The organism is Streptomyces sp. NPDC045968, assembly GCF_056430475.1.
On the sequence record NZ_JBWKLF010000008.1, the window covers coordinates 53,736 to 66,306 of the forward strand.

A 12,571-nucleotide genomic window follows, 5' to 3' on the forward strand; every position below is an offset into this window, starting at 1 on the left:
CTCGTGGACGGCAGCCGTGTCAGCCCAGGTCGACCGGGAGTTCGAACAGGTCGTTCTGGGTGACGATCGGCTTGTTGCGGAGTTCGGAGGCCGGCACCGCGAGGTCCAGCTCCGGGAAACGCTCGTACAGCGCGGGCAGTGCCACCCCCGCTTCGAGGCGGGACAGCGCCGCACCCGGGCAGACGTGCGGGCCGTGGCCGAACGCGATGTGCCGGTTGGGGGAGCGGGTGACGTCGAAGTCGCCCGCCGTCGGCCCGTACTGCTCCTCGTCGCGGCCGAGCGCGCCGAAGGAGACGATCAGCGCCTCACCCTTCGGCAGGACCCGGTCGCCCACCGGCACGTCCTCGGTCGCGAACCGGATCAGGACGTGCGAGGTCGGCGTGTTCCAGCGCAGCGTCTCCTCGATCACGCTCTCCCACGCGACCTCGCCGTCCAGCACCCGCCTGCGCTGCTCGGGATGGGTCTGGAGGGCCTCCACGACGTTGACGATCAGGCTGATCGTCGTCTCGTGACCGGCCGCGACGATCAGCTGGAGCGTGTTGACGATCTCCTCGTCGGAGAGCTGGTCGCCCTCCTCCGAGGCCGCGATCAGGGCGCTGGTCAGGTCGTCGCCCGGGTTCGCCCGCTTCTCTTCCACGATCTTCGTGAACAGGGCGCCGAGGTCCGCCATCATCTGCGGGACCTTCTCCGGCGGCGTCTGCGTCGAGAAGAACATCTCGAACAGTTCCTTGAGGCGGGGGTGGTCGGCCGCGTCCACACCCATCAGCTCACTGATGACGTTCATGGGCAGCGGGTAGGCGAACTCGGCCTTCAGATCGACCGTCTCCCCCTTGGGGAGCGCCGCGAGCCGGTCCAGGCTCGCGTTCGTCAGCGCCTCGATGCCCGCCCGCAGCCGCTCCACCCGCTTCACCGTCAGCGCCTGCGCGACCAGCGTGCGCAGCCTGCGGTGCTCGGTGCCGTCCACCGTCAGCATGGAACGGCCCGGGTTGGCCAGGCCGATCAGCGGCCAGTCCATGGGTATCTCGCCGCGCTGCCAGGCGCCCCAGACGTTGATGTCCTTCACGACGCGGCTGTCGGTCAGCAGCTGCCGCGCCTCCGCGTGGCGGGTGACCGCGTAGCAGTGCACCCCGCCCGGCAGCTCGACCTCGGCCAGCGGACCGGCCGCCCGCAGCGCGGCGCTCTCCGCGTCGAGGTCGGTGACGAAGGGGTCGAGGACGATCCGGGTCATGACTGGCCTCCGAGGGCGGGCGTGGGAGTGAAGCGGACCGGCAGGTCCGTGAGACCGCGCAGCCAGGGGGACGGGCGCCGCGTCAGCCGCTCCTCCGCCACCGCGAGGTCGATGTCCGGCAGCCGGTCGAGCAGGACCTCGATGCCGGTACGCGCGATGACCTCGGCGGTCTCCTGCGCGGGGAACGGACAGCGGTGCTCGCCGTGACCGAACGAGAGGAACGCGTTGTTGCCACCGGTGAGCGCCGAACCGTCGGTGCGCACCTGCGGGTCGCCGTTGGCCGCGGCGATCCCCAGGAGCAGCAGGTCGCCGGCCTTGATGTGCCGGCCGCCGAGGCGGGTCTCGCGGGCGGCCCAGCGCCCCGCGACGTTCTGGGTGGGGGTGTCCTCCCAGAGCACTTCGTTCATCGCCTCGCCGACGCTGTGCCTGCCGCCCGAGAGGGAGGCGGCGAACCGGTCGTCGGTGAGCATGAGCCGCAGCGAGTTGCCCATCCAGTCGGCGGTCGGCTGGTGGCCCGCGGCCATCATGACCATCAGGTCCTGGACGACCTCCTCGTCCGAGAAGCCGTCCGTGTTGGCGAGCATCCGCGTCACCACGTCCTTGCCGGGCTCGGCGTGCTTGTCGGCCAGCAGCTGCACCATGGACGAGGCGAGGTGCTGCTGCCCGGCGAGCGCCCGCTCCCGGCCGTCGATCATGTCGTTGATCGAGCCGACGAGCGCCGCACCGGTCTCGTCGGAGAAGCCGTAGATCTTCGCCAGGACGCGGACGGGGAGCAGCATCGCGTACTCGGCGATGATGTCCGTACGGCCGATGGAGCAGAACCGGTCGATGAGACCGTCGGCGAACTCCTCCGCGTACCGCTTGAGGGCGAAGGGGTCCACGTCCTCCAGCGCCTCGCTGATCATCGCCGCGCGCCTGCTGTGCCGTTCGCCGACGGTGTAGAGGATCGACGGCTGCCTGCGGCCGATCATCGGCAGCAGGGGCCAGTCGTCCGGGATGCGGTCCCACTGGTTCCACAGCTCGGAGTCCCGGCTGAACAGCACGGGGTCGCTGGTGACCTGGTGCAGCTCCCGGTAGCCGAGGATCAGCCAGGCGGGTACGTCGCCGTCGAGCACGACCGGGGCGACGGCGCCGTGGTCGCGGCGCATGTCCCGGTACAGCTGCACGGGGTCATTCTGGAACCGCGGGCCGGACAGCGGTACGGAGCCGTGGGACACGGGGCACTGGTTCACGAGGTGGGCTCCGGGGTCCTGGAGGCCAGGGCCGCTTCCCGGGTACGGGCGGCAGCCAGCTGCTGGAGGTGTTCGACCAGGGTGATCAGCACGTACTTGCTGGAGGACCGGTCCCGGGCGTCGCACTCGACGAGCGGTACGTCCGCCGAGAGGTCGAGCGCCTCCCGTATCTGCTGCTCGCTGTGGAGCGGACCGCCGAAGTCGTTGCACGCGACGATGAACGGCGTCCCGTGGTGCTCCAGCCGGTCGATCGCGTACCAGGAGTCGGCGAGCCGCCGGGTGTCGACCAGGACGACGGCACCGAGGGTGCCGGAGAACAGCCGGTCCCACAGGAACCAGAAGCGCTCCTGTCCCGGCGCGCCGAAGAGATACAGCACCGAGCGCGCGTCGAGCGTGATCCGGCCGAAGTCGAAGGCGACCGTGGTGGACGTCTTGGACTGCACGCCGTCGAGGTGGTCGACGGCCTCGCCCGCGCGGGTCATGGTCTCTTCCGTGTTGAGCGGACGGATCTCGCTCACGGAACGGACCATGGTGGTCTTGCCGACCCCGAAGCCGCCGACGACGACGATCTTCAGTCCGTTGTCGGCCGTCGCCTGCAGGGCGGCACGGTCAGAGGTTGCGGAGTCCAACGAGCACCTGTTCCAGGATGTCGGGGTCGGGGAGCCGGTCCGCGACACGGGCAGTACGGGGGTGCCGGGCGCTGATCCGGCCGGTGTCGAGCAGATCGCACAGCATGATGCGCACGATGCTGACGGGCAGGTCCAGGGTCGCGGCGATCTCGACGACCGCGGCGGGCCGCTCGCACATCCGCAGGATCGCGACGTGCTCCGACTGCATGCCGGGGGAGGGCTCGCATTCGGAGACGACGAGCGTCACCAGGTCGAAGGCGGCCGAGTCGGACCGGCTGCGGCCACCGGTGAGGGTGTACAGCCGGTCCGGGTCGTCGTCGCGGCCCGGGCGGCGACGGGGCGCCGCCGTCATACGTCCGCGGTTTCCGCGGCCGCCGCGTGGGCCGCCTCTTCGGCGGGGGTACGCGGCGGGGCGACGAGGTGCTCGCCCAGCTGCTCGACGAGCTCGCTCATGTTGTGGCCGACGAGGCCGACGTCGGAGTCCTCCGAGGCGACGACGGCGAGATGGGCACCCGCGCCCGCCTCGACGATGAACAGCACTCCGCCGTAGAACTCGGCCATCGCGGACCGTACGCCGCCGGTGCCGTCACCGAACTCGATGGAGGCGCCGTGCGAGAGGCTCTGGATACCGGCGGAGATCGCGGCCAGCTGGTCGGCCTGGTCGACGGAGAGCTCCGGGGTGCGGCACAGCTTGAGGCCGTCCCGGGACAGGACGAGGGCGTGCCGGGCGCCGGGCGTGCGGTCGAGCAGCCCCTCCAGCAGCCAGTTGAGCTTCTCGTCGGTCGTCGCGGTCATCGGGTGTTGCCTTCCGGGAGCGGGGAGTTGGCTCGTACCGCCTTGCTGAAGGTGCTGAAGCGGGCTGCCTGGACCTTCGGGTCGGTGGTACGGGGCCGGGAGGTGTCGGCGTCGTCGGAGGTGACGCCGCCGGTACGGGATTCGGCGGCGGCGAGGGTGCGTCCGCGGCGGCGCCTGGGGAGGCCGCTCTCGCCGAACTGGGGGAGGGAGCCGGTGGTTTCCGACGCCGAGCCGTGCTCTTCCTGCGGCTGCTTCCGCGGTTCTTCCCGCGGCTGGTCCCGCGGCTCTTCCCGTGGCTCGGAACCGGCGGCGGGCTCCTGCGCGGCGTCCGCCCCGGGGGCGGGCGCGGGGAGCTCCGGGGCGGCGGCGGGGGCCACGGCACGGGAGATGAGCTCCTGCGGCAGCATCATCAGCGCGCCCGTGCCGCCGCGCGCGGACGGCCGGAAGGAGACGGTGAGGCCGTGCTTACGGGCCAGCCGGCCGACGACGGCGAGACCGAGCCGGGTGCCGGAGATGGCGGTGAGGTCCTGGCTCTCGGACGACACGGCACGCTCGGCGCGGCGCAACTGCACCGCGCTCATCACCAGGCCGCTGTCCTCGACGGTGATGACGATGCCCGCCGGCACTTCCTCGACGTACACATGCACTTCGGCGGTGGGCGGCGAGAAGTTCGTCGCGTTGTCGAGCAGTTCGGCGAGCGCGTGCATGATGCCCTCGGCGGCGTGCCCGGCGATCGCGACGTCACAGGTGGAGTGCAGACGTACACGCTGGTAGCTGCCGATACGGCCCATCGCGCCGCGCAGGATCGACTCCATGACGATGGGCTTCGCCCAGCGTCGGCCCGAGCGGGCGCCGGTCAGTACGGCGATGGAGTCGGCCAGCCGGCCCGCCTGGGCGGTGCGGTGGTCCAGATGCAGGAGATCACCGAGTACGTCCTCGGCGGTGTGCCGGTGCTCCATCTCGCGGAGGTCGGCCAGCATGCTCGTGGCCAGGGCCTGCATCCGGCCCGCGGCGTTGGCGCACGCGGCCACGGCCGCGGAGCGCTCGGTCTCGCTGCGGGTGGCACGGGCGGTCAGCTGCTCCACCTCGGCGCCGAGGCGGGCGCACTCCGCGGCGGCCTCGGACGTGACCCGGGCCGTCTCCGCGGTGGCCTGGGCGTTGACCCGGGCGGTCTCGGTGGCGGCGGCGGCCCTGATCCGGGCGGTCTCGGCGGTGAACCGCTGCGCCTCGGCCGCGGACGACGAGACGAGCCGTGAGGTCTCGGCGGTGAACCGCTGGGCGTCGGCGGCCCGCATCGCGCGCAGGCCGCGTGCGGTGAGCAGGGAGTGGACGGCGAGGGTGACGGCGGCGCAGAGCAGCACGGCGGCGGAGCCCGCTCCCCAGGTCACCGGGGTCCGTACCGACGCGGGGGCGGCGGCGACCGCCCACAGACACAGGGAACCGGTCACGGCTGCGGAGACCAGCAGGGCGAGTGCGGTCGGCCGAAATATGGGGCGCAATCGGAGTCCTTGGGAGCGGACGGTACGGGTCTGGGCAATCGGGACACTTTGGTGCATGAAGGTCGGAACGTCACAACTGGAGCTGACAATTCCTGATCAAGTCTCGGCAACTATAGGAGAATTGACGACTTGTTTGGGGATTCCCTGTGGTCATTTCTGATTGATCCTTCAGTAAGGCCGCCCATGAGCCGGGAGCATGCGGACCAAGTGCCCCTGGCTGCCGGGAAACCGGATGTGAGGATCTTCTTCCGGCTCCGAATCCCCGGGGAGGCCGGGCCGATAGGCTGAGCGACCCGATCGAGGAAGCAGGGAACCGTGGACGCGCAAGGCCGTGGTCGGGGCGAGGCTGTCGACCCCGCTGACCAGTGGGTGCTCAACCCGGACACCGGCGATTACGAACTGCGACTGACCCCGTCCGCAGAGCAATCGCCGGCCCCCTCGGCCCCCGGCCGCTCGGAGCGCCGCCGGTCCGGCAGCGGCGAGCGGGCCACGGTGCCCGGCCAGCGCGGGCGGTCCGCCCCGCCCTCGTCCCGGCAGGCCCGCGGACGCTCCTCCCGGCAGTCCGCCGAACAGCAGACCGGACGGCGCAGGCCCAAGCAGAAGAAGGCCGCCAAGAAGAAGGCGCTCGTCTGGACCGGCGGGGTCATGGCGTTCCTGCTGGTGGCCGTCGGCACCGGCGGCTACCTCGTCTACCAGCACTTCAACGGCAACCTCACCGCCGTAGCCGACGACGGCGCGGGGACCGGCGGCTTCAGCAAGGACCGGGCCATCAACGTCCTGGTGATCGGCACGGACAAGCGCACCGGCGTGGGCAACGAGGGCTACGGCGACAAGGGCAGTGTCGGTCACGCCGACACCACGATCCTGCTGCACGTCTCCAAGGACCGTACGAACGCCACCGCGCTGAGCATCCCCCGCGACCTGATCACCGACATCCCGGACTGCCCGACCACCCAGAGCGACGGCACGACGAAGGACATCGCGGGAACGCCGGGCAGGCGGTTCAACGAGAGCCTCGGGCAGTACGAACGCACCCCGAGCTGCACCATGCGCACCATCACCGAACTGACGGGCGTCAAGGTCGACCACTTCATGGTGGCGGACTTCAACGCGGTCAAGACGCTGACCACCGCGGTCGACGGGGTCGACGTGTGCCTGGCCAAGGACATCGACGACGAGAAGTCCCACCTCAAGCTCCCCAAGGGCGAGCACACACTCGACGGCGAACAGGCCCTGGCCTTCCTGCGGACCCGCAAGTCCGTCGGCTTCGGCGGCGACCTGAGCCGCATCGAACTCCAGCAGCAGTTCCTCGGCTCGCTCATGCGGAAGCTGAAGTCGAACGAGACGCTCACCAGCCCCACGAAGATGTGGAAGCTCGCCGAGGCCGCGACCAAGGCGCTCACGGTCGACGAGCGGATCGACGACATCAACCAGCTCCGCAAGCTGGGCATGGAGCTGAGCTCCGTCGACATGAAGAACATCACCTTCACGACCGTGCCGGTCATCGACAATCCGGCGGAGACGGTCAAGGCCACGGTCGTCCTGGACAAGACGAAGGCCCCGCAGCTCTTCTCCATGATCCGCGAGGACATCTCCCTCACCGAGGTCAAGAAGCAGAAGAAGGCCCAGGCGGCGGCCAAGCTCAAGGGGCCCCGCGCCGCGTCGGCGGACGTACGGGTCGACGTCTACAACGGCGGCGCCCCGCCCGGGTCCGCGCAGGACGCGATCGACTGGCTCCAGAACGCGCAGGGCGTGCTGAAGTCGAGCAACATGGCCAACGCGCCCGAGGATGTCGCCAAGACCCAGCTCGTCTACGCCCCCAACCAGGCGGACCAGGCCCGCCGGCTCGCGGACCTGATGGGCCTGTCGGTCTCGGCCCTGAAGCCGACGACGACGGACGCGGGCGAGATGGACCCGATGCTGCTGACCCTGGGCCCGGACTTCACGGATGCGGGCACCCCGCTGACGCCGCCGTCCAAGACACCGGAGGGCATCCAGCGAGTGGAGGCCGACAAGTCGGTCTGCGCGAAGTAGCCCTGCCGGGCGGGGCAGCCGGTTCTTGTACCCCGGACCACCCCGAACGGGCGACCCCGGGCCGGGGCGCCACACACAGCCCGTCCGGCGCTTGAGGACAGAACCCCCGCACACGACATGCTGGCCCCATGGACCGCCTCGCCCACGCCCTCGCCACCGCCCTCCGCGGAGAGGTGGACTTCGGTACGTCCGCCCGTGCGCTCACGACCATGGACGCATCCAACTACCGCCGCGTCCCCCTCGGCACCGTCGCCCCGCGCGACGCCGACGACGTCGCCGCCGCACTCGCCGTCTGCCGCGAGCACGCCGTGCCGGTCGTGCCGCGCGGCGGCGGGACCTCCATCGCGGGCCAGGCCACCGGCACCGGCGTCGTGCTCGACTTCACCCGCCACATGCGCTCGATCCTGGACCTCGACCCCGCCGCCCGCACCGCCGTCGTCCAGCCCGGCGTGATCCTCGACGACCTCCGTGACGCCGCCGCCCCGCACGGACTCACCTTCGGCCCCGACCCGTCCACCCACAGCCGCTGCACCCTCGGCGGCATGATCGGCAACAACTCCTGCGGCGCGCACTCCGTGGCCTGGGGCACCACCGCCGACAACGTCCACGACCTGTCCGTCATCCGCTACGGAGGCGAGTCCCTGCGGCTCGGGGCCTCCCGCGCTCCCCAAGGGGTCCGCGAGCTGATCGACGCCCACCTCGCCCCCCTCCGCACCCGCTTCCCCGACCTCCCCCGCCGCATCTCCGGCTACGCCCTGGACGCCCTGCTCCCCGAGAACGACCGGGGTGAAGGCCTCGTCCGCGCCTTCTGCGGCAGCGAAGGCACTCTCGCCGTGGTGACGGAGGCGACCGTACGACTGGTCGAGGCCCCGAAAGCACGCGCGCTCGCCGTCCTCGGGTACGCCGACGAGTCCGCCGCCGCCGAAGCCGCTCCCGGCCTCCTCCCGTACCACCCGCTCACCGTCGAAGGCATGGCGGCCGACCTCGTACGCGAGCCGGCCGGGCTGCCACGCGGCGGAGCCTGGCTCTTCGTCGAGACGGGCGGCGGCACCCCCGCCGAGGCACGCGCGCACGCCGAACGGATCGTGCGGGCCGCCGACGCCGACGGCGCCGTGGAGAGCACCGTCGTCACGGACCCCGCAGCCCAGCGCGCCCTGTGGCGCATCCGCGAGGACGCGGCCGGCACCGCGACCCGGATGCCGGACGGCACGGAGGCGTGGCCCGGCTGGGAGGACTGCGCCGTACCTCCCGCCCGCCTGGGCCCGTATCTGCGCGACTTCCGCGCCCTGCTCTCCGCACACGGACTGCGCGGCACGCCGTACGGGCACTTCGGTGACGGCTGCATCCATGTGCGCATCGACTTCGACCTGCTCAGCCCCCGGGGCGTGGCCGTCTTCCGCCGCTTCTCCGAGGAGCTGGCCTCCCTCGTCGTCGAGCACGGCGGCTCGCTCAGCGGGGAGCACGGGGACGGGCAGGCCCGCGCCGAACTGCTGCCCCGGATGTACGGGGACGAACTCGTCGGCGTGTTCGCCCGGTTCAAGGACCTCTGGGACCCGGACGGAGGCATGAACCCAGGCATCCTCGTCCGCCCCGCCCACCTCGACGAGAACCTCCGCTTCGACGTGCTGCCGAGCCGCCCGGTCGACGTGGCCTTCGGCTATCCGCACGACGGGGGCGACTTCTCGGCGGCGGTCCGCAGATGTGTGGGCGTCGCGAAGTGCCGTACGACGGAGGCGGCGGGGGCGGCCGTCATGTGCCCCTCGTTCCGGGTGACCGGCGAGGAGGCCCACTCGACCCGGGGCCGGGCCCGCCTCCTGCACGAGATGCTGGCGGGGGAACTCGTCACGACCGGCTGGCGGTCGGAGGAGGTCAGGGACGCGCTCGACCTGTGCCTGTCCTGCAAGGGCTGTCGCAGCGACTGCCCGGCGGGGGTCGACATGGCCACGTACAAGGCGGAGTTCCTGCACCACCACTACAAGGGCCGGCTGCGGCCCGCCGCCCACTACGCCCTGGGCCGCCTGCCCCGGTGGCTGCGGCTGGCGGCGCCCTTCGCGGGCGTACTCAACGCGCTGGCCCGGGTCGGGCCGCTCGCCGCACTCGCGAAGCGGCTGGCCGGAATCGCCCCCGAACGCGCCCTTCCGGTCCTGGCGCGGGAACGGTTCGGGCGGTGGGCGCGCGGGCGCGGGCCCCAGGGGGCGGTGATCCTCTCGAACGACCAGGTCGCCACCCTGTGGCCCGACACGTTCACCGAGCACCTCTCGCCGGAGGTGGGCCGGGCGGCGGTCCGGGTCCTGGAAGCGGCGGGCAAGACCGTCGTGTACCCGGCGCGCGGGGTGTGCTGCGGACTCACGTATGTGTCGACGGGCCAGCTGGACAAGGCCCGTAAGGTCATGCGCCGCACCCTGGACCGCATGGGCCTCTCCCTCGGCGACCCGCTCGTGGTGCTCGAACCCAGCTGCGCCGCCACGCTCCGCACCGACCTGCCGGAGCTGCTCCCCGACGACCCGCGCGCCGCCGAACTCGCCGCTTCGGTCCGCACGTTCGCTCAGTACCTGGAGGAGTACGCCCCCGACTGGACCCCACCGCGTCTGGACCGCCCGGTCGTGGGTCAGACGCACTGCCACCAGCACGCGGTGCTCGGCGACGCCGCCGAACGCAGGCTGCGTGAACGGGCGGGACTGACAGGGGAGTTGAGCGGAGGCTGCTGCGGCCTCGCAGGAAACTTCGGTTTCGAGCGGGGCCACTGGGAGGTGTCGGTGGCCTGTGCGGAGGAGCGGCTGCTGCCGTCCGTGCGGGCGGCGGCACCCGGCACGGAGATCCTGGCCGACGGCTTCTCCTGCCGGACGCAGCTGGCACAGCTGGCGGGCCGCCGGGCCCGCCACCTGGCGGAGGTACTGGACAGTCCCTAGCCCCGTCGGCCTTCTGGGCGCGGGGTCGGTTCGCCCCTGCCCTCGGCGGCGAATTCCGGCCAGTACGAGGCGATCGTACGGTCCAGGTCGAGGACGCCGTCCTGGACGAGCAGGCCCCCAGCTGCCACTCGGCCGAGGTTATGTCCGCCTGCCGCCGGCGATCTCCCGCGCCAGGGAGGTGAGGTCGGCCAGTGCGGGGTGGCCGGGGGCGTCCCGCCGGGCGAGGAGGACCGGGACGGCCGGGGCGTCGTCGAGCGGCCGGTAGGCGACCCCGGCGTGCGGGTGCATGGCGGCGGTGGACGCGGCGGAGACCCCGGAGCCGCGGCCCGCGGCGATGGCGGTCAGCCAGTCGTCGGTGTTCGCGACGGTCAGGGTGCCGGCCGGCCGGTCGTGCGGGGGCCAGAGGCCGAGGGTGGTGATGCCGGAGACGGTGTTCAGGACGACCGGGCCGTCCGTGAGGTCGGAGCGGGTCAGCGAGGTGCGGGCGGCGAGCGGTCCGTCCGCGGTCACCGCCGCGACCCGGTCCTCGGTGAACAGCACCTCGGTGACCAGCCCCGGTGTCCCGACCGGCCCCCGCAGCAGCGCCGCGTCGACCTCGCCCCGGGTCAGGCCCGCCGTGCGGTCGTCGATCCGCAGCAGTTCGAGCGGGGTCTCCGGGTGGCGCTCCTGCCAGGCCCTGAGCAGCGGGGTGGTGTACGGGCCGAAGGCGGACCAGGCGTGGCCGATCCGCAGCGGCCAGTGGCGCAGCCGGTCCGGGTCGAGCGCCTCGTCGAAGGCGGCGACCGCGGCCGCGGCCTTGTCGCGGAAGGCGGTGCCCTCGGAGGTGAGGGCGAGGTGGTGGGTGGAGCGGTCGACGAGGCGGACGCCCAGGTGTTTCTCCAGGGCGGCGAGGGTGCGGGAGACCGCGGGCTGGGTGAGGTGGAGGCGGGCGGCGGCGCGGGTGACGTTCCCCTCGTCCGCGACGGCGAGGAAGGCGCGCAGGTGCCGGAGCTCGATGGAGCGGCCGGCGGTGGGTCCCGTGTTCATGCGTGCGGAGCATAACCGGAGCACAGGCGGCATTTCACGCGAACCGCCCGCCTCTCTACGGTGGAGGGAGGAGCCGTGCGCGGCGAGTGCAGTATCTTGGATCGAACAGTGCAGTCAAATGCACTGAACCTCTCTCATGGAAGGCCGGACCCAGGTGGACGTCCCGCGCAGTGCCGCAGAACCGGCCGCAGCAGTCGCCGTACCCGAGGCGGTGTCCGCGCTTCCCGGGGCCGGGAAGCGGGGCGGCCCGGGTGGCCGGGGCGTGGCGCTCGGCCCGGTCGCGCTCGTGATCGCGGGCGGCCTCTCCGTCCAGTTCGGGGCGGCGGTCGCCGCCCTGCTGATGCCGAGGGCGGGCGCCCTCGGCGTCGTCACCCTCCGCCTCGTCGCGGCCGCCGTCGTCCTGCTCCTCGTGTGCCGTCCCAAGCTGCGCGGTCACTCGCGGGCCGACTGGGGCACGGTCCTCGCGTTCGGTGTCGCGATGGGCGGTATGAACATCCTCTTCTACCAGTCACTCGAACGGATTCCGCTCGGTGTCGCGGTCACCCTGGAAGTGCTGGGCCCGCTCGCCCTCTCGGTGATCGTCTCCCGCCGCCTGGTCAACCTCGTCTGGGCGGCACTCGCCGTCGGCGGTGTGTTCCTGCTCGGTGGCGGAGGCGGCGGCTTCGGCAGCCTGGACCCGGCCGGCGCGGCGTACGCACTCGGCGCGGGCGCGCTGTGGGCGGTCTACATCGTCTTCAGCGCCCGCACCGGCCGCCGCTTCCCGCAAGCGGACGGCCTGGCCCTGGCGATGGTCGTGGCCGCGGTCCTCTCCCTGCCCCTGGGCATCCTGGACGCCGGCTCGAAACTCCTCGTCCCGTCCACGATCGCGCTGGGCGCCGCGGTGGCACTGCTGAGCTCGGTCCTCCCGTACACCCTCGAACTCATCGCCCTGCGCCGCCTCCCCGCCCCCACCTTCGCGGTCCTGATGAGCCTGGAACCTGCCATCGCGGCGACGGCGGGCTTCCTGATCCTCGACCAGGCCCTGTCGACCACGGACGCCCTCGCCATCGCCCTGGTCATCGGCGCGAGCATGGGCGCGGTGCGCAGCCAGGCGGGCGGGCGCACCTCCTGACCTCCGCGCGGAACCCGGGGGCCCCGGTGCACCAGGTGGTGCACCGGGGCCCCCGGGTATGTGCGATGCCCGCGAAAAATAATGCAAGCATGCTTGCTTGTTTATCTG

At 72.2% G+C, this 12,571-nt stretch carries 11 protein-coding genes; 3 read left to right on the forward strand and 8 right to left on the reverse strand.

Annotation, left to right across the window (positions count from 1 at the left end; genetic code table 11):
- Nucleotides 1-19: 19 nt before the first annotated feature.
- From AC07FA_RS23020 to AC07FA_RS23045, 6 genes are read right to left on the reverse strand one after another with little or no spacing between them, the layout of a single operon-like run.
- On the reverse strand, nt 20-1,228 hold the full coding sequence (locus AC07FA_RS23020; RefSeq protein WP_479077875.1) for a cytochrome P450 family protein: 1,209 nt from the start codon (nt 1,226-1,228) through the stop codon (nt 20-22).
- Entirely contained in the window at nt 1,225-2,460 is a 1,236-nt protein-coding gene (locus AC07FA_RS23025; RefSeq protein WP_479077876.1) for a cytochrome P450, read from the reverse strand. The genes AC07FA_RS23020 and AC07FA_RS23025 overlap by 4 nt, the downstream gene beginning before the upstream one ends.
- Nucleotides 2,457-3,089: a GTP-binding protein gene (locus AC07FA_RS23030; RefSeq protein ID WP_479077877.1), complete on the reverse strand. Its 633-nt coding sequence runs from the start codon at nt 3,087-3,089 to the stop codon at nt 2,457-2,459. The genes AC07FA_RS23025 and AC07FA_RS23030 overlap by 4 nt, the downstream gene beginning before the upstream one ends.
- Nucleotides 3,070-3,441: a DUF742 domain-containing protein gene (locus AC07FA_RS23035; RefSeq protein ID WP_479077878.1), complete on the reverse strand. Its 372-nt coding sequence runs from the start codon at nt 3,439-3,441 to the stop codon at nt 3,070-3,072. Before AC07FA_RS23035 ends, AC07FA_RS23030 begins: the two co-directional genes overlap by 20 nt.
- A complete protein-coding gene (locus AC07FA_RS23040; RefSeq protein WP_479077880.1) occupies nt 3,438-3,884 on the reverse strand; it encodes a roadblock/LC7 domain-containing protein in 447 nt (148 codons plus the stop codon). Before AC07FA_RS23040 ends, AC07FA_RS23035 begins: the two co-directional genes overlap by 4 nt.
- Nucleotides 3,881-5,383, reverse strand: coding sequence for an ATP-binding protein (locus AC07FA_RS23045; protein WP_479077881.1), 1,503 nt, complete (start codon nt 5,381-5,383; stop codon nt 3,881-3,883). Before AC07FA_RS23045 ends, AC07FA_RS23040 begins: the two co-directional genes overlap by 4 nt.
- Nucleotides 5,384-5,698: 315 nt before the next feature.
- Between AC07FA_RS23045 and AC07FA_RS23050 the strand changes: the two genes are divergently transcribed.
- Nucleotides 5,699-7,417 (forward strand): LCP family protein, encoded by a 1,719-nt coding sequence (locus tag AC07FA_RS23050; RefSeq protein WP_479077883.1) that lies wholly within the window; start codon nt 5,699-5,701, stop codon nt 7,415-7,417.
- A gap of 128 nt (nt 7,418-7,545) precedes the next feature.
- Entirely contained in the window at nt 7,546-10,326 is a 2,781-nt protein-coding gene (locus AC07FA_RS23055) for an FAD-binding and (Fe-S)-binding domain-containing protein (protein ID WP_479077884.1), read from the forward strand.
- Here the strand turns inward: AC07FA_RS23055 and AC07FA_RS23060 are convergent.
- A complete protein-coding gene (locus AC07FA_RS23060) occupies nt 10,323-10,454 on the reverse strand; it encodes a hypothetical protein (RefSeq protein ID WP_479078289.1) in 132 nt (43 codons plus the stop codon). The two genes, AC07FA_RS23055 and AC07FA_RS23060, sit on opposite strands and share 4 nt — an antisense overlap.
- 10 nt (nt 10,455-10,464) lie before the next feature.
- The gene (locus tag AC07FA_RS23065) at nt 10,465-11,352 is read right to left on the reverse strand and encodes a LysR family transcriptional regulator (protein ID WP_479077885.1); all 888 of its coding nucleotides are present in this window, start codon (nt 11,350-11,352) and stop codon (nt 10,465-10,467) included.
- Between the two features lie 136 nt (nt 11,353-11,488).
- Here AC07FA_RS23065 and AC07FA_RS23070 point away from each other — a divergent pair, with 136 nt between their 5' ends.
- The gene (locus tag AC07FA_RS23070; RefSeq protein ID WP_479077886.1) at nt 11,489-12,463 is read left to right on the forward strand and encodes an EamA family transporter; all 975 of its coding nucleotides are present in this window, start codon (nt 11,489-11,491) and stop codon (nt 12,461-12,463) included.
- The last annotated feature ends 108 nt before the right edge of the window (nt 12,464-12,571 follow it).